Raw genomic sequence first — 17692 nt, forward strand, 5'->3', positions numbered from 1 at the left:
TTCACTCCCCCTTGAAATTCGGCTTACGTTTCTCGCGCAGCGCCTGTAGCCCTTCATTCCGATCCGTCGAGAAATACAGCATGAAAGACACGTCGCTTTCAATGTCCATCCCCTCGGAAAGCGGGACGTCCATGCCACGATCGATCGACGACTTGGTCAACATGACCGAGACGGGCGCGTTCGCACTAATGTCACGCGCGAGCATTCTTGCGCGTTCAAGTGCACCACCGGCGTCAGCCACATAGTTCACAATGCGCAGCGCGTGCGCCTCTTCCGCCCGGACGCGCCGGCCGGTCCATACCAGTTCCTTGGTGATCGACGGGCCCACGAGGCGTGCCAGTGTCTGCGTGCCGCCACCGCCCGGCATCAGGCCAAGGCGAACCTCCGGCAAGGCAAACTGCGCCTCGGCACCTGCCACGATCAGGTCGCCGACCAGCGCCAGTTCAAATCCCCCACCCAGTGCGAGTCCTTCGACCGCGCTGATCACGGGTTTGGTGTACTGCGAGATTTCGCGAAACAGCTGGTTCACTTTCCGGTTGCGCTTGCGCTTGCGGAAGAAATCAAAGTATTCGTTCTCTTTCAGCTGGAATTCGCTGGTGTCGATTCCAGTGCAGAACGCCTTCGCTGAACCCGTGAAGATCACAGTCCTGACTTGCCTGTCATGCTCCGCGGTTTCGAGTGCGTTCAGAATTTCCTCCGCCGTACGCTCACGCAGCGCGTTCATCTTGTCGGGGCGGTTGATCCCGATCTCGAGCCAATGCTCGACGTGTTCGACGGTAATGTCGGTGTAGTCCATCGAAAGCTCTCAAATGAGGCGGACAAGGCCGCCGGGTTAGATATCTCGCCGCGCGAGCGCAGCACGGCGCCCCACGTTATGGCGAGCCAATGGCCCTTTCGATCTCCGCTCGCATCCGTGTTGTCACGATCGCGTCATGCCGGCTTTCTTCCGAAATCGTCAACTCGCATGCAACACGAGCGGGCGCGGCGAGGACAAAAATGCGATCGGCAATCTCAAGCGCGTCGTCGATGTTGTGCGTGACAAATACACAGGTCTTTGCATAGGTCTTCACGATTTCGCGGAAATCGTGACGCAGCTCGCGTGAGGTCACCGGGTCGAGTTGGCTGAACGACTCGTCAAGCAAGACGATTTCCGGATCGACCGCGAGCGCACGCGCAAGTGAAACGCGCTGCCTCATTCCGCCCGACATCTCGTGCGCGTATTTCTTCTCCGCTGCCGCGAGGCCCACTCGCGTGAGCCATTCGAGCGCAATCGCACGAGCCTCCTTTTTCGAACGATCGAGCAGAAGCAGTCCCAGTTCCACGTTTTCGCGCGCCGTGCGCCACGGCAGAAGCCGGTCCGTCTGAAAGCTCACCGCCAACTGGCCGCGCAGACTGGCAAACTGGCGCGACGGGTCGACGCCGGCTACCGTCACCGTGCCGCTGTCGGCGGCGAGCGTACCCATCAGCAGATTCATTACCGTGCTCTTTCCGGCACCGGTGCGCCCCAGCAGCGCGACGATTTCGCCTCGCTCGACCCGGAGGTCGAGACCGTCGACAGCGGTGTGGGTACCAAAGCGCTTGGACACCCGGCTAAATTCGATCAAGGTTTCCATACAGCCTCCAGTCAGCGAACGTTCGCTTCGATACGCCACGGCAGAAGACGTCGTTCGGCAACACCGGCGAGCCACTGCAGAACGAGATTCAGAACAACAAGGAGCACGGTCCAGGCGAGCACCGAATCAATGCGGAACGTCGATTGCGCGAGGCTCATTCGAGATCCGATGCCAACGGCCGACGCAACCAGCTCCGCGAAGACAACCATACGAATGGCGTAACCAATGACCGATTTGGTCGTGAGGAAGATGTACGAGACGACATGCGGGAGAATCAGATAGCGCATGACCTGGCGACGCGTAGGTCTAAAGCTCTGAATCATGTCGAGCCATTCATTTGGCAGTGCCTTGATCCCTTCGTAAACATTGAGGGCATAGAACGGCAACAGGATGACTGCCAGAATGAAGAAAATCCGCAGCTCCGCATCCTTGAACCAGAAAACCGCAATCAGCATCCATGACAATGCCGGGATACCGGTATCAATCAGTACGAGCGACTTGAGATAGGCTCCGACGCGAGGCGACGTGGCCATCAGCAGGCCCACGAGCACGCCCGCGATCATCGCAAACACAATCGCGCCCGCAAGGCGCAGGATCGTGACGGCGACGTGCACGTAATCGGTCTGAAGCAGTTCCAGTAGCGCCACGCCAATGGAAGCAGGCGACGGCATGATGTATGCGGGTACGAATCGGCTCGCGACCTCAATCGCAACAATCAGACCGATCACGACAATCAGGAGCGCACGCATATCCGAGGTGCGCTGTGGCGCCGCCAGCGTCTTTACTGCGCGGACCGGCGGTACTGCGAATGCTTCCGCTTTTGCTTTCATAGAAGTCTCCGGTTTATCAGTCGCTATGCGAAAAATCCGTCGTCGATGACCTTGGGTAGTAATCCACCTCGCACAAGGAAATCGCTCGCGACACGCATCGTCTGACGCCCTTGGGAGTCAGACATCGATATGTGTGAGAAACCGGTCCGCCCCGATTGGATGGAAAGAGTCAGAACTTCCGGCGGTACGCCCGATTTCGACCCGGCGATTTGCACCGCGCGCCTGGGATCCGCCGCAATCGCAGCCGAAGCCGCGGCAAAGACCTGGTCCACCCGGGAAGCCAGTTGCGGGTCGGCTTTGAGCGCGGACTTGCGCACGGCAACACCGAAATACGGTAGGTCTACGCCGACCTTTTGACGATAGCGATCGCCCACGTTATAGAGCATGCCCAAGCCGGTGTCCCGCAACATGCCCGCGCTGATATTCGGCTCCCATGTCAACGCCGCATCCGCCCGGCTTGCCATGACCATGGAAATGGCAGCGGCGGGATTGTCCACGTTCTGGATCTTGCTACCGCCCTCCAGATCGTAGCCGTCCAACTGTTTGATGACGGCACGGGCCATACGGTATGTCCCGGTCGATTGCGGAGCTGCAACCAGCCTGCCAGCGAGCTCGCGAATATCCTTTACTCCCCCCTTTCGAGCCACCAGGCCGATCATTGATGCGGTGCTCACACCGCATACCAGTGCAAGCGGAACACCCGCGAGGTATCGGGATGCGAAGGTGTCCCAACTGCCGATGCAGACGTCGTAGTTTCCCGCGACGAAGTCGTTGTAATAGGTTGAGACCGATGTGTATGAGGTCGGTTTGCCCAATTGCAAACCATACTTTTTATCCAGCCCTGTTGCCTGAATGAACTCCGTCATGAACAAGGTAAAGCCCGGCGTCAGGTTTGCCCAACGGTAAGCATCGTTCGCTGAGAACGCACGGAGCGGTGTGCCGAGGCCGACACACGACGCTCCTATCAACGTCCCTCCGTACGCGGCGTGCCTAAGGAAGCTTCTTCTGGCATCACTAAACATGGCTGTCTCCAATGTTTGGCATCGCGTTGCGAGCTGCGACGCGCACCGAGGTTCTGCTCTGTGGCGAACCGGTTGTGAAAATACTAAAACAGTCCAAAGTTGGAAGGAAGCCGCACTTTCGGGACCCTCCGTGCCATTTTTGGAACGCAACATGGTCACATGAAGGGATAGTGAAAGACTTACGGGTTTAACCCGATGTCAGGTTCCATTTTTGCGGCACTAAACTGCACAGGATTTCGTCGTCCGGGACGATTCGTCCATAGCGCCCAGGCAAACTACGCAGTGGCAAGACGGGGGCCGACATGGCGGCACGTCATCCACCCCTTATCGGGGAGCAACATGAGTGAGCTCGACCTCAATTCGCTGCGCCTGTTCTACCAGGTCGTCAATGCCGGCAGCATCACTCGCGCTGCAGAACAGTTACGCACTCCAAAATCCACCATTAGCAGAAGACTCACGCTCCTCGAACACTCGATGGGTGCCACCCTGCTGCGCAAAGGTTCTCGCAAACTCGTTCCAACCGACATCGGCGCGGTTCTCTACAAGCACTGCGAACGCATGGTCGCCGCAGTGGAGAATGCGGGGCTTGACGCCATGGAGATGCAGAGCGAATTGCGCGGGACGTTGCGCATCAGCATCCCGGTGGACTTCGGCATTTCCTGGATTGGGCGCGCACTCGCTGAATTCGCGCGACGATACGAGGAAATTGACCTCGAGGTCGAGGTCAATAGTCGTGCGATCGATCCTCGGGAGGATCCTTACGACCTCGCCATCCAACTCGGTCAGTTGCGAGAATCGGGCGTCACCTATCGCCGGCTAGCGACCATCACGCGCGGCGTATACGGCAGCCCCGAATATCTGGCGCGCAGGGGCTTACCACGTACTGTCGACGATTTTCACAACCACCGCTGCATCACAACGGATCAGCAGCGTCAGGACGGCGTATGGGCATTCCGGAACCACGAGAAGCAGCGCTTTGTCGAGGTCGAAAGCAAGATTGTGGTCAACAACATCGGTATCGCGCGTGAGCTGGCACTCGGAGGCGCCGGCCTGAGCATGCTGCCTAACATCATGTGCACGAACGATGTAAACGGAAACCGCCTTGTTCGCGTCCTGACTGACTGGGAAAGCCCGTCGATGACTGCAAGTGCCCTTATCCTTAACAGAAAAGGCATTACGCGAAAGACCCGCGTATTTCTCGATTTCATATCCGAAAAGCTCTCGGACAACTGACGAGAAATAGCGGGACCACGGCTCAGAACCGGTGGACCACACCGATCGCGACAGCAGCTTGATCTTTTCCAGGCTGGATGGCGGAGCCAAACCCGGTCGCGCCAAGTTGTGATTTATTGCCGTTGTGCACGTACGTCACGTCTGCATAGAGACTGGTACGCTTGGACAGCAGGTAGTCTGCGTTCAGACCCACACTGTATGGTCGTTGAGACGCGGAACTAATGTCATGGTAATAGGCGGCAGCGGCTACCGAGAGCGGCGCGCTGACGTTGTAGCGCACCCCGCCAAACGCCATCACATGATGCTGTGCGGTCGTGGGAAGATCGCTTTGGAACCACTCGTATCCGCCATAGAGCGTCCAGTTTGCGAAGTTGTACGAGCCGCCAAACGCCGCACGCTGCTCATCCTTGCCAGACTGCGCGACACTCTGCCCCTGCCGCTGTTCATACACCGCGGCGAACTGCAAACCGTTGCGTCTATAGCGGGCGCCAATGTCGTATTGCTTGCCGACACGGAAAGATCCGGGAACTGGGCCGCCGCCCGCCACGGTTGAATCGTATCCGAAGCTGTACAGCGTGTTGACGTCGAACGCACCATAGGTTCCAGTGAATTTGACGGCGTTGTCCGCGCGGCCGATGAATTGGCCATCCTGCGCGGGTAGCCCATAGCTCGAGTAATTCAACGGATCGAGCGGCAGGAAATACTCGTAAATCGGCGTCATCAGACGCCCCATCGTGATCTGGCCGTAATTAGAAGCGATACCAATCGATGCTTCTCGCCCGAACAATCGCCCCCCTTGTTGCAGGGTGCCATTCGTCATGTTGATTCCCGACTCGAGTTTCACGATCGCTTTCAGGCCGCCACCCAGGTCTTCCTCCGCCCGAAAGCCGAATCGGCTGGAGATTCGATTACCTGTGTTTAGACGGAATAGATTGGCCCCGCCGCTTGCGCTTGCCGCGTTGCTCAAATACTCCACCCCGGAATCGAGAATGCCATAGAGCGTGACGCCAGACTGCGCGTGGGCCACATTACTTATCCAGACGCCACCTCCAGCCACCCACAGGATGGCAAACCTGCTCACAAGCCGACTGTTCATTGCTGTCTCCATTCCTCGCCACGATTGCGGCTCTAGTTGTACTTTTATTGACGCCGAGCCAATCGTGCCGCAACGGAAAAGCCGCGAATAGACGCATGGGAGGGAAGTTGGGTTCAGTAAATGGAACAGAGATTGGGTCGTGTTCAGGCGCGCTCCTGCCGCCTCAATCGAGTATTCTCGATAACGGCGGCATTGGGCTGACGCGTGGGGGCGTGGCCGATATCTTCGCCATGCCGCCCTCGCGCCAGGCCCCCCACAAAGTTCACGCTTTAAAACTGGCGCTATGCATTACACCGACGCCGTCAGGTAGGGATTATTCTTTCCCGGCTCATAGGGCTGCGCCTTGATTTCCATTCGCGCAATGTTCTGCAAGTGAACCTCGTCCGGGCCATCCGCGAACCGTAACGCACGGCCCCACGTCCAGCTATCGGCCAATGGTGTGTCGGGGCTCAGCCCCATCGCGCCGAACACCTGAATCGCCCGCTCGCAAACGGCGGTGTGGACACCTGGTACGAGCGCCTTGATCATCGAGATCTCCTTGCGCGCCTCCTTCGCCCCCACGTTGTCGATCATCCACGCGGCTTTGAGAACAAACAGCCGCGCCTGATCGATTTCAATTCTGGACTTTGCGATCCATTCGCCGACGGCTCCATGCTCATGCAGCCTCTTTCCGAATGCCGTGCGTGCCTGGGCGCGCTCCACCATCAATTCGAGCGCCAGTTCCGCGGCGCCGATCGAACGCATGCAGTGGTGAATCCGTCCCGGGCCGAGGCGCGCCTGCGCGAGCGCAAAGCCGCCCCCCTCTTCACCGAGGAGATTCGAGCGGGGTACGCGCACGCCCTTGAACTCGATCTCGCAGTGACCTTCCGGTGCGACGTGATTGACCACCGTGATATTGCGGATCACCTTGACGCCGGGCGTATCGCGGGGCACGAGAATCATGCTCTGCTGACGGTGGCTCGGCGCGTCCGGGTCCGTTTTACCCATCACGATGAAGATCGTGCAATTCGGGTGTGCTGCATTCGTGATGAACCACTTCCGGCCGTCGATCACATAGTCATCCCCGTCACGACGAATCGACGTCGTGATATTGGTCGCATCCGAGGAAGCCACAGCCGGCTCCGTCATCGCAAACGCCGAACGGATTTTGCCGTCGAGCAGGGGCTTGAGCCATTCCTCGCGCTGAGCGGGCGTGGCAAACATATGGAGCAACTCCATATTGCCCGTATCCGGCGCATTGCAGTTGAACACCTCGGACGCCCACGACACCCGCCCCATGATTTCAGCCAGCGGCGCGTACTCGAGATTGGTCAGGCGGGTACCGGGTTCGTCATCGCGCAGATGCGGCAGGAACAGGTTCCAGAGACCTTCTTCACGCGCCTTCTCCTTCAGGTCCTCCATAAAGGAAACCGGATATTGACCGGCGTTCACTTCCTCGTGCCATTGCCCGATGCGCGGCACGATGTGAGTGTCCATGAACGTACGCACCTGCGTGCACAACGCTTCGACTTTCGGGCTATATGAGAAATCCATTTTTACGCTTCCTTAATGCTGGTTAATGTCGTCGAGGCGTTGGCGAACAGCGCGTCGACCAGCTGGCTAGATCGTCAGTCCACCGTCGACGACGATGCACTCTCCATTGGTATAGCTCGCAGCGTCGGATACCAGATAAAGCACCGTACCCGCCATCTCACGAGGTTCCGCGTGACGCCGCAGCGGGATGCGCGACGTCCAGTTTTCGTACGTGGCCGGATCGTCGAACAGCGCCCCCGCAAAACGGGTTTTGGTCAATCCGGGGAGCAGCGCATTCACGCGAATCCCCAACGGCCCGCACTCCTTCGCGAATGCCCGCGTCATGTTGACAACGGCGGCTTTGGTGATCGAGTAGATTCCCTGCTTGTCGCCAGGCTGCAGTGCATTGACCGAAGCCGTATTGACGATCGCACCGCCGCCGTGCTCCCGCATCAACTTGCCCGCCTCCACGGACATGAAGAAGTAACCGCGCAGGTTGACTTCCACCGTCTTTTCGAAAGACAACAGATCGGTGTCGAGAATGTGGCCAAAATACGGATTTGTCGCCGCGTTATTGACGAGGATGTCCAGACGGCCATGCCGTGCGCGAATATGCTGGAAGATCGCGAGAATGTCCTCGACACGGCCCACATGGCACGGTTGCGCTTCAGCGCTTCCGCCCGCGTCTTTGATTGCGCGCACCACGGATTCGCAATCTTCCTGCTTGCGGCTCGACACAATCACATGGGCGCCCTGCTCGGCGAGTAGTTTGGCGATCTCCTCGCCAATACCCCGGCTGGCGCCCGTCACCAGAGCAATCTTTCCTTTCAGATCAAACAAATCAGTAGTCACAATCATCTCCACTATGTCGCGTTCCGTTTTCCTTACCCTATTCAGGTCAGGTCAATGCCCATCTTCGCAAGCACCCCGGCCATCTCGCCCACCTGTCTTGCCTTCTCATTCGACGCGTTACCGCCCAAAGCCCGTTTCTTCACGCCCTGTGCAATTGCGGCGAGCCTGAAGAAGCTGAACGCCAGATAGAAGTTCCAGTTTTCAATCGACGCAATACCCCGCAGCTCGCAATACCGCTCGATAATCGACGCCTCGTCCGGCACGCCCAGCAGCCCGCGATTCAAGCCCTCGAGTCCGGCGATATGGCCGTCGGGCGGGAGCCGCAAACACATGCAGAAGTACGCGATGTCAGCCAGTGGATTACCGAGCGTGGACAGCTCCCAGTCGAGAACCGCGCGAACTTGCGGCGCGCCTCGCATGAAAATGAGGTTGTCGATACGGAAGTCGCCGTGCACGAGCGACGGCTTGCCGGCTTCCGCCGGACAATGGGCAGGCAGCCACTCGATCAGCGAGTCCATCGCCTGCAATGTATCGGTCTGCGCGGCGCGATATTGCCGGGTCCAGACGTCGATCTGACGCGCGAAATAGTTGCCAGGGCGGCCGTAGTCCGATAATCCGACTTCGTCAACGTCCACATCATGGAGCGCCGCCATTGTGCTGAGCACGGCGTCATAGATGGAACCGCGCTCCTCCATGGGTACTTCCGGCAGCGCCGGATTCCAGAAGATTTGCCCATCTTCGTAGCTCATGACGTAAAACAGGCTGCCAATAACCTCACGGTCCTCGCACAGGTGATAGGCACGGGCCACAGGGACCGCTGTTTGCCCGAGCGCCGAGAGCACGCGAAACTCACGATCAACCGCATGTGCGGCCTTGAGCAGTGTGCCAGGCGGTTGACGCCTGAGCACGTAGCGGCCGCTTTGCGCCGTCAAAAGAAACGTTGGATTGGATTGTCCGCCGGGAAATTTCTCGACGGACAACGGCCCTTGAAACCCGGGCACATGTGCCGTCAGATAACGGGTGAGATCTTCGATGTCGAAGTGAAGGCTTGTATTCACGAGTATTGATTCCCGACTGAGGTCAGCCATAAGTGACAAATTCATGCCGCTCGGCACGTTCGAGATGAGGCACCGCATTGAAGCTGACGAGTGACATCGCGCTGTCGTTAAAGACATATTGGCAAACGCTGCTGTTTCGAACCTGCATGTTGAGTGCAATCGCGGTCGCAGCAGGCGCCTGCAGAATCTGTTGAGCCGTGACCGCGATCGGACCACCCGAACTCACGACCAGAACGCGCTTGCCGCCGGCCCGCTGGATTTCGCTGCGCGCACGCTGGACACGCGTCTGGAATTGCTGCCAGGTCTCTGGAACACGGCCCGGCAAGCGGTCATCGGCCCAAAGCTGCAGCACGTGCCGGAGCCCTTTGTAAAAGTCCTTCTTGGAATTTGCGGCCGACATACGGAGCGGCAAACCCTCTTCGCCGAGGGCTGCGAATAATGCCTGGAAGTCGTATTCGTTCAAACCCGCGTCTTGCGCGATCTCGACTTGCGAGCCACCCATTCCCGCGAGAATGGCATCGGCCGTTTGACGATGCCGCTGCATCGTGCCGATGACAACCCGATCGAAGCACACGTTCGCCTGCGCGAAGTACTCGCCGAGCCACAGTGACTGAGTACGACCGGAAGGTGATAGCTCGTCATAGTTGTCGGCGCCGAAAGACGCCTGACCGTGCCGTACAAGATGGAGTTCTGCCATGTCATCCTCGCTTCAACATGACTAGCAGAATACCCAGCGTCGCGTCATTCAGGAAATTTATTGTTGTGATACCCGACTATAACTTTTGGTGACACCAGACGCGTACGGTCCCCGCAGTCTCCGGCTACTGGTTCATTTCCCGCATGAGGCGGCCAACCTGCTCGCGCAGCCAGCGATGAGCCGGGTCGCCGCTCACGCTGCGATGCCAATAGCAATGAGACTGGAGATCCGGAAGATCGAACGGCAACGCCAGGATTCGCGCGTCATAGCGCTGAAGCAGCACGAGGGGGGCCGTGAGGACGAGATCGGTGCGCATCGCGACCAACGGCGCGACCAGATAGTGTTGAACCCGCGTCCGAATCGACCGCCGGAGGCCGAGCCTGGTCAGTTCCGCATCGACGAGACCCGGCCCCTGCGGGCGGCTCGATACGTGGATATGACCGAACCCGAGGTAGTCATCGATCGTCAGCTTCTTCTTTGCAAACGGATGATCGTGACGCAGCATGCATGCATAGCGGTCGCGGCCCAGCGGCTCCTGCTCGAGGTAGGGATCGTCAATCAGCGGCGCGTCGATCGCCAGATTGACCGCACCGCTGGCTAGCGCTTCCGGCACCTCTTTACGCGTGGTGAAGTAGCTTTCGATCCGGATGCCGGGTGCCAGCCGCTGCAGCACCTCCTCCAGTGCGGGCAGAAGGAGCGCCTCCGTGAGGTCGGTCATGCTGAGCCGGAACGTACGCTCAGACGACGCTGGGTCGAAGCGTCCGCCAACGTGAGTACTCGAGTCGAGCAACTGCAGGGCCTCACGAACCTGGCCGATGATGTTTTCCGAAACAGCGGTCGGTACCATGCCGGCCGACGTACTGACAAAGAGCTGGTCGTCGAATGTTTTGCGCATCCGCGCCAACGCGTTGCTGACAGCAGGCTGAGTGATGAACAGCGTCTCCGCTGCGCGCGTCAGGTTTCGCGTTCTGTAGACGGCCTCGAAGACAACGAAGAGATTCAGATCGACCTTTGACAGACGCATTTTCAGATTCCCCGACGCCACTTGAACTGCATTTCCCGCTCCTCATGGTCACATGCACGCATCGGTGCTTCGATGCAGGTAATCGATGCGGACATTGTCTCACTCCGCTTGAATCGAACCGATGCTACTTGCCTCTCTGAAGGAGAAGGCCACGATCGCTTGCAGTTCCAGGGCATGTTGCGTCTGTGGGAATCACAGGAGACTCACCATGCCGCCGCACCGGATCTGGAACTGCCAGAAATCAGGCAAACCCCGGGTTTACGCTGAGTAGCTCCACTTCCAACGCCCCAACAAAAAACCCTGGATTGTTGGATTTCTGGCAGTTCCGGATCCGACAAGATCGTATGGTTGGTTTTTCGAGCGGGCGTTTCGGGCGAACATCGCCTGGCGAGGCCCTGGCCTCATTGAGACCGTTATCGACTGATTCACTTCATTCCGTATTCCGATCCTGCCGCCAGCCATGAACCCTGGGTATCCACCTTCTGCTCGCCTGCTCGACCTCGATGCAGTGCAGGCCTTTGTCCTGATCGCGGATCTGAGCAGCTTCACGCGTGCGGCCGAGGTGCAGAACACGACTCAGTCGGCTATCAGTCTGAAAATAAAACGGCTTGAGGAGCGACTCGGCCGGCGCCTGCTTGAACGCACACCCAGGCATATTCAACTTCTGCCCGAAGGCGTGGCTTTTTTATCGGCAGCTCGAGAACTTCTGAGCGCCCATGACCGCGCAGTGGCCGTCGACGTACGCGAGCAACGAAGCCTGCGCCTTGGTGTCATCGATCACACTGCCACCGATGAGCTGATTCCGTTGCTTGCGCGCGTGTCGAGCTACGACCCGACTTTACGTGTCGAAGTCAGGATTGGTGCCTCGAGTGAAATGCTCGCCGCGTACGACGCCGGCGAGCTCGACGCCGCGTTTGCCCGACGCGATCCGACACGGCGTGACGCGGAGCGTTTGTTCGTCGAGCAATGCGGATGGTTCGCGGCGCCTCAGTGGACCCATCATTCAAACGAACCACTGCGAATTGCTTCGCTATCCGCGCCCTGCGGCCTTCGCGCGAACGCCCTGAAAGCACTGGACGAAGCTGGCATCCAATGGACGGAAGTTTTCGTTGGCGGCGGCATCGGCACCGTCGGCGCGGCCGTCATGGCAGGCCTGGCCGTTGCGCCAATGACGAGACGCGGATGTCCACCGCGCGCGATCGACGTCGGCAGCCGGTTCGGACTCCCGCCACTCGCGCCGATCGAGATTGCCGTCTACACGCGCGTACGCGACGCATCGATGAAGGAGGCAATTCGCATCTTCGGCGCCTCGCTACGCAGCGCGGGCGCCACGCCCTGATTGGGTGGTCGTGATAGAGTCGAGCATCTCTCCTGATCGCGTAGCCCTTATGTCGCCACGCATTGAATCTGAACTCGCCAATCCGGCAGAGCATCAACAGGACACGGGAAGCGCCGCCGCCGCGCAAAGCGTGAACATGCAGACACAGGCAATCGTTCCAGCGCAAACCGCTCTGGTGGTCATGCATTATCAGACTGACATCCTCGGGTTATTTCCATCAGTCGCGCCCACTTTGCTCGCCAATACGCGCAAGCTGTGTGACGCCGCGCGGGCCAAAAGCGTCAGCGTCTATTTCGCCAAGATCCAGTTTAGTCCGGGCTATCCGGAAGTCAGTCCGTTGAACAGGAACGGACAGGGAATCAGGCAGCTTGGCCTTTTCGTCGGCGACAAGATCACGCCCGAACTCGGCCAGCAGGCGACCGAACCGCTCATCATCGCGCATCGTGCTAGCGTGTTCTTTGGCACCGATCTGCAGGTCCGGCTTTCCGCGCAGGGCATCGATACGCTGCTCATGGTGGGCATAGCATCGACCGGTGTCGTGCTGTCGTCGGTTGCGTACGCGAGCGATGCGGATTTTCGTTTATTCACGGTCAAGGATTGCTGCTACGACCCGGATCAGGTCGTGCACGATCATCTTTTTTCAACCGCGTTCGATTCGCGCACGACGGTGCTCTCGCTTGCTGACGCCCTGTTGTTGCTGGCCTAGCATGGGCTGGCATGTTGAGCGTTGCCGGAGCAAAGCAGCCGCTCCACTGCCCGCTGTGCAGCTAAGGAAACCAACCAATGAGCCGACCAGATTTCATCAAACACTGGACTGAACTCGAAGAACCGGATGCGCATTCCTATCGCGGCGACACCGAGCTCATGGCGCTAGACGCGCCGCTGTCCGCGGCACTCGGCATTACGCGCATTGGCATTCATCACGTGAGGCTTCTACCCGGCCGGCGGACGTCATATCCGCACGCCGAGAGTACCGAGCAGGAGTTTGTGTACGTGCTCGAAGGCAAGCCCGATGTCTGGATCGACGGCGTGCTTCATCCGATTGCCGAAGGCGATTCCGTCGCGTTTCCGGCGGGCACGGGAATCTGCCACACCTTCATCAACAATACGAAGGACGAGGTCAGGCTGATGGTGATCGGCGAACGTCCGCGCGACGACAACCGTATTCGTTACCCGCTCAACGAAGCGTACGAGCTGACTCGCGCGGACCGCTGGGCGGACTGGCCCGCCCGACCGCTCGGGGACCATAACGGAATGCCGGACTGACGCTTACGCGGATCGCCGAGAATGGCCGGCGACTTGCCGGATCGACTCTGTACCTGAATGCACCCATGCCGCAACGTAGGTTGCGGCATGGGTTTCCGTACGCTATGAATGATCCGTCTCGACGCTCAACGGCTGCCCACTTCATGCGGGTTCATGGGCATGAGAGATTGTTTCTCCACCACCGCCGGCGCGGTCTCACGCATGGACAACGCGCACAGGCTGGAGACGACGCCAAGCAGTGAGAACATGATGGCAGGCCCCATCCAGCCGACTACGCCAAACAGTCCGGTGGCGATGAAAAGCAGCAGTCCCGCCACGACCGAGGCGCCGTTGTAGCCCAGCGAAATCCCCGACGATCGCACATTGGCTGGAAACTGCTCGGAGAACCAGCGGGATTCGACCGCGAAAATGGGATCATGACTGAACAGCAGCGACAGCGACACCGCCGTAATGACCATGACGCCCGCGCCGGTGTTAATCAACAGGAACATCGGCACGCCGAAGATGATCGTGAACAGCGAGCCAAACAGGAAGAGCGGGCGCCGTCCCCGTCTGTCGCTTAACGCGCCGTACAGCAGATGGCTGCCAAGGCCGATGGCCGAGCCGATCATCGCCCCCCCACAGCACGTTCTCCTTGCTCGTCACATGCGCCAGCATCACGTAGGACAACAGGCGGTGGCGAAAGAAGAAATCGATGCGGACGCCGCGACGAAACAGCATACGTCGATCCGCTACGGTCTGACGGGCGGACGTGTGTGGCTTCTCTGCGCCGTTCTGTTCCTGATCGTGATGGGCACCAGCACCGTCGGCTTCTGGCAGCCTACGATCATCAAAAGCTCGGGCGTATCGGACCCGTTGACCATCGGTCTGTTGACGACGATCCCCTATGCTGCGGCGCTCGTTGGAGTGTTCTGGGCAGGACGCAGTTCGGATCGTCGGCGCGAGCGGCGCTGGCATGTGATGATCCCGATCGCCGTGTCGATACCCGGGTTTCTGTTTTGCGCTTCATTTGGTAATGAGCCCTTGATCGCGATGATCGGGCTCACCATAGCTACAGCCGGCATCATCACATCGCTGCCGATGTTCTGGGTCCTTCCCACCTCCTTTCTCGGCGGCGCCGGCGCGGCGGCCGGGGTGGCCTTGATCAACTTCACGGGGAATCTCGCGAGTTTCGTCGGCCCCGCATTCATGGGATGGATCCAGAGCCTGACTCACTCGCTTGCCACTGGCCTCTTTGTGGTATCGGGCAGTCTTGTCCTGGCGGTCGTCATGATTCTGATCTGGGTTCCGGCGAAACTGGTCGACCATTGATTGTCGGCACGCTTTCTCGCCCTGTAGTGCCGGGATTCTCGTCGATGTGGTTGCCGAACTTATCCGCACCGGTGACACATCGGGATCCAGGCGAACGCTGGATTGTGCGCGAGGGCTTCATCCGTCGACCGGCAGTCGCTTCGCCTTCTCGCGTTCATAAACGTGTCGCGCCTGCGGGCAGCAGCGCAGTGCAATTGCTGCCGACCGATGAACGCACGGGCGAGACACTTGTTGAGCCATCACCCGCCTCAGCGACGGAGGCTCGTGTGTACGAACCGCCATTTCCAGGTCAGGCACATACCCACTTTGACGACATAACAAATAAGCGCGCGCTCCCTTGCGTGAATACGTATTCACAATTCACTCAGCTTACCGATGGCGAACTCGACGTGAGGTGACAGTGAAAGCACACAGCCAGAAGCGAACCGTAACCAGCCACGATATCGCTCGTCTGGCGGGTGTTTCACAGCCGACGGTCTCGCGTGTGCTCACCGGCAACGACCGCGTGAATCCCGAAGCACGCAAGCGTGTTCTGGCTGCGGCCCGCGAACTCAAATATCGCCCCAACGGCAACGCGCGCGCCATGCGGACCCGCCGGACCGGCAACGTCGGCATGCTGGTGTCGCGTCTAATCAATCCGCTTTACCCCGAAATGCTCGAGGCCATAGGGCGGCGTCTGAGCGCTCACTCCTTACGTATGGTCATGTGGAGCACCGAGGAGATCAACGAAAAGCTCGCGATGGACGCGATCTACGAAAGTCTGGTCGACGGCGTGATCATGACAACTGCGACCGATGCCAGTTCCCGTCTTTACGAAACGCTCGAACTGAACGCGCCGGTGGTGTTGATCAACCGGTCGGTGCCGCGCTGGGCCTGTGATCAGGTCACTAGCGACAACCTCGCCGGCAGCGCCACGGTCGCAGATTATTTTTCAGGCGCGGGGCTCAATTGAGCGCGTGCAAAAGTTAGGGAGGTGCATATCATCAGACGTCCATGCCTTACGGTATGACTGCACTGTCTGTTCCGTCCGCTGGCCAGCGGCCGCCTGCCGACGTTGGCCCGATGGATTTGCCGTAACGCGAGCCGGCAATTTTGAGCGCCCAAATGCGATGGGACGAGAACTCCCCGTTCAAAACCGCGACTCTGACCTGTGCCATGCAGTGCGCCCCTTCGTCAGTCCAGCGCATCTGCCGCTTCTTGGCCATACGGTAGCTGACAACGTGGTTCACCGCAGACTCGGCGATACTGCTGCCGATCGGCCGCCAACATTACGTGCGTAGCAGATCGCGCGGAACGAGATACCAAGGGTCGCCCCGCGGCCAGTCCGACGCATATCTAGCTTCGATCCACGCCCGAGAGCCGCGAGGTGGAAGTCTCTGGCATGCGCAACACGGAGAGCAGCGAAATCGCTGCTGCGGCCATGAGCAGATAGGCGGGCGAAAGCGCGTTTTCGTCAAGATGCATGAACCACAGCGCCGTCAGTGGCGTCAACCCGCCCAGCACGCCGAAGCCGACGTTGTAGGCAAGCGAAACAGTCGTGCATCGCAATTTTCCCGGCAGAATTTCCGCCATGTACGTCGGAGAGACGCCGACGAAGCAGCCGATCAATGCCGCCAGCGCACATTGACCGGCGACCGCGAGCATCGGATCAGGGTGATGTATCAGCCAGAAGAGCGGCAGGCCGAAGACCAGCAGACTGGCCGCCGCAATCAGCAGAACCGGTCGCCTTCCGATCCTGTCCGAGAGCGCCGCTGCGAGCGGAAACGTTGCCATCTGGACGAGGACAGCCAGCGTGTTGATGTCGAGCGCGGTGGACGTCGCCATATGCTCAGTCTGCCGAAGGTACGTCGTCACGAAGACGAAACACAGATAGAAGCCCACCGAACCGACTGCATTCATAGCCACGAGAAGCAGCATGGTGCGCCACTGCGTCCTCAATGACTCGCGCCATGGGGAAGCTGCTCTCTTCGCCGGTACTTCGCTGTCAGGAATCGTCCGTCTCAGATACAAGGCAACCGCGCTAATCAGGATTCCGATCAGGAACGGAACGCGCCAGCCCCAGGCGCTGATAGATTCGGCGCTCAACAGCGTTGTGAGCACCGCACCCATTGCAGAACCAGCCAGCGTCCCGATTGCTGCGCTCACCATCGCGGCGCTACCGATCAGGCCGCGCCGCTTTTCACCTGCCTGCTCAACGAGAAACGTCACGGAAGTGCCCATTTCTCCCGCGACGGCGAGCCCCTGCAGCAAACGCAACAGGACGAGCAAAATGGGCGCAACGACGCCGACTTGCGCATAGGTTGGCAGCAGACCCATCATGAATGTGGGCACGGCCATACAGACGACCGAGGTCCACAGCGCGACACGACGGCCGAATTTGTCGCCGATATGGCCGAATACGAGCGCCCCGAACGGCCGCACGACGAAGCCGACGGCGAAAGCAGCGAACGACGCCAGTAACGACATGAAATGACTGTGAGAGGGAAAAAACAAGCTGCCAATGGTGGCCGCAAAGAAGCCGTATACAGTAAAGTCGTACCACTCCATTGCGTTGCCGATGGCGCCCGCAATGGCTGCCCGAAATGAGCGTCGCCCGGGCTTTGATTCCAGCGTTGCGGTGACAGCATCTGACATACAAAATCTCCTTGCGTTGCTTCGGGTCCGAACGGTTCGGACGTGTGCGTTGATGCTCACGATCAATCCCGTGATCTTCGGAACCGGAAACTACGCAACGAGAGTTAAGCAAAAATTAATTCATCACTTTGACCTCACGAATCCCCCCAAATGAGTTGCGCCCGGCGATGCGATTCCCGGTGCATGGGCTTCATCAAAAGTACTC

At 59.3% G+C, this 17692-nt stretch carries 18 protein-coding genes; 6 read left to right on the top strand and 12 right to left on the bottom strand.

Going from position 1 to position 17692, the window contains the following annotated elements; all coding sequences use genetic code 11:
- Position 1: 1 nt before the first annotated feature.
- From PQR27_RS12550 to PQR27_RS12565, 4 genes are all read right to left on the bottom strand, one after another.
- Positions 2-796, bottom strand: coding sequence for an enoyl-CoA hydratase/isomerase family protein (locus PQR27_RS12550; RefSeq protein WP_408523964.1), 795 nt, complete (start codon positions 794-796; stop codon positions 2-4).
- A gap of 76 nt (positions 797-872) precedes the next feature.
- A complete protein-coding gene (locus PQR27_RS12555; protein WP_408523965.1) occupies positions 873-1613 on the bottom strand; it encodes an ABC transporter ATP-binding protein in 741 nt (246 codons plus the stop codon).
- Positions 1614-1624: 11 nt separating this feature from the next.
- Positions 1625-2443: an ABC transporter permease gene (locus tag PQR27_RS12560; RefSeq protein ID WP_408523966.1), complete on the bottom strand. Its 819-nt coding sequence runs from the start codon at positions 2441-2443 to the stop codon at positions 1625-1627.
- 23 nt (positions 2444-2466) lie between these two features.
- On the bottom strand, positions 2467-3465 hold the full coding sequence (locus tag PQR27_RS12565; protein WP_408523967.1) for an ABC transporter substrate-binding protein: 999 nt from the start codon (positions 3463-3465) through the stop codon (positions 2467-2469).
- Between the two features lie 339 nt (positions 3466-3804).
- Here PQR27_RS12565 and PQR27_RS12570 point away from each other — a divergent pair, with 339 nt between their 5' ends.
- Positions 3805-4698, top strand: a complete 894-nt coding sequence (locus PQR27_RS12570) for a LysR family transcriptional regulator (RefSeq protein ID WP_408523968.1) — start codon at positions 3805-3807, stop codon at positions 4696-4698.
- Between the two features lie 22 nt (positions 4699-4720).
- Here PQR27_RS12570 and PQR27_RS12575 read toward each other — a convergent pair whose 3' ends face one another.
- From PQR27_RS12575 to PQR27_RS12600, 6 genes are all read right to left on the bottom strand, one after another.
- Positions 4721-5794, bottom strand: a complete 1074-nt coding sequence (locus PQR27_RS12575; protein WP_408523969.1) for a porin — start codon at positions 5792-5794, stop codon at positions 4721-4723.
- Positions 5795-6082: 288 nt separating this feature from the next.
- Positions 6083-7327, bottom strand: a complete 1245-nt coding sequence (locus PQR27_RS12580) for an acyl-CoA dehydrogenase family protein (protein ID WP_408523970.1) — start codon at positions 7325-7327, stop codon at positions 6083-6085.
- 66 nt (positions 7328-7393) lie between these two features.
- The gene (locus PQR27_RS12585; protein ID WP_408523971.1) at positions 7394-8158 is read right to left on the bottom strand and encodes an SDR family oxidoreductase; all 765 of its coding nucleotides are present in this window, start codon (positions 8156-8158) and stop codon (positions 7394-7396) included.
- A 41-nt stretch (positions 8159-8199) separates the two neighbouring features.
- The gene (locus PQR27_RS12590; RefSeq protein ID WP_408523972.1) at positions 8200-9216 is read right to left on the bottom strand and encodes a phosphotransferase; all 1017 of its coding nucleotides are present in this window, start codon (positions 9214-9216) and stop codon (positions 8200-8202) included.
- A gap of 22 nt (positions 9217-9238) precedes the next feature.
- Positions 9239-9913 (bottom strand): histidine phosphatase family protein, encoded by a 675-nt coding sequence (locus tag PQR27_RS12595; protein WP_408523973.1) that lies wholly within the window; start codon positions 9911-9913, stop codon positions 9239-9241.
- 124 nt (positions 9914-10037) lie between these two features.
- Complete coding sequence (locus tag PQR27_RS12600) at positions 10038-10937, bottom strand: LysR family transcriptional regulator (RefSeq protein WP_408523974.1); 900 nt, start codon at positions 10935-10937, stop codon at positions 10038-10040.
- Between the two features lie 460 nt (positions 10938-11397).
- Here PQR27_RS12600 and PQR27_RS12605 point away from each other — a divergent pair, with 460 nt between their 5' ends.
- The 3 genes from PQR27_RS12605 (at position 11398) to PQR27_RS12615 (ending at position 13542) form a co-directional block, all read left to right on the top strand.
- Entirely contained in the window at positions 11398-12276 is an 879-nt protein-coding gene (locus PQR27_RS12605) for a LysR substrate-binding domain-containing protein (protein ID WP_408523975.1), read from the top strand.
- A gap of 136 nt (positions 12277-12412) precedes the next feature.
- Positions 12413-12982 (top strand): cysteine hydrolase family protein, encoded by a 570-nt coding sequence (locus PQR27_RS12610; RefSeq protein WP_408525479.1) that lies wholly within the window; start codon positions 12413-12415, stop codon positions 12980-12982.
- A gap of 77 nt (positions 12983-13059) precedes the next feature.
- Positions 13060-13542: a cupin domain-containing protein gene (locus PQR27_RS12615; protein ID WP_408523976.1), complete on the top strand. Its 483-nt coding sequence runs from the start codon at positions 13060-13062 to the stop codon at positions 13540-13542.
- A 125-nt stretch (positions 13543-13667) separates the two neighbouring features.
- Here PQR27_RS12615 and PQR27_RS12620 read toward each other — a convergent pair whose 3' ends face one another.
- Entirely contained in the window at positions 13668-14153 is a 486-nt protein-coding gene (locus tag PQR27_RS12620) for an MFS transporter (RefSeq protein ID WP_408523977.1), read from the bottom strand.
- A gap of 64 nt (positions 14154-14217) precedes the next feature.
- Between PQR27_RS12620 and PQR27_RS12625 the strand changes: the two genes are divergently transcribed.
- Positions 14218-14853: an MFS transporter gene (locus PQR27_RS12625; RefSeq protein ID WP_408523978.1), complete on the top strand. Its 636-nt coding sequence runs from the start codon at positions 14218-14220 to the stop codon at positions 14851-14853.
- A 400-nt stretch (positions 14854-15253) separates the two neighbouring features.
- On the top strand, positions 15254-15805 hold the full coding sequence (locus tag PQR27_RS12630; protein WP_408523979.1) for a LacI family DNA-binding transcriptional regulator: 552 nt from the start codon (positions 15254-15256) through the stop codon (positions 15803-15805).
- A gap of 383 nt (positions 15806-16188) precedes the next feature.
- Here PQR27_RS12630 and PQR27_RS12635 read toward each other — a convergent pair whose 3' ends face one another.
- The gene (locus PQR27_RS12635) at positions 16189-17487 is read right to left on the bottom strand and encodes an MFS transporter (RefSeq protein WP_408523980.1); all 1299 of its coding nucleotides are present in this window, start codon (positions 17485-17487) and stop codon (positions 16189-16191) included.
- Positions 17488-17692: the final 205 nt, after the last annotated feature.

The sequence above is a fragment of the Paraburkholderia fungorum genome (assembly GCF_046027215.1).
Classification (GTDB): Bacteria; Pseudomonadota; Gammaproteobacteria; order Burkholderiales; family Burkholderiaceae; genus Paraburkholderia; species Paraburkholderia fungorum_D.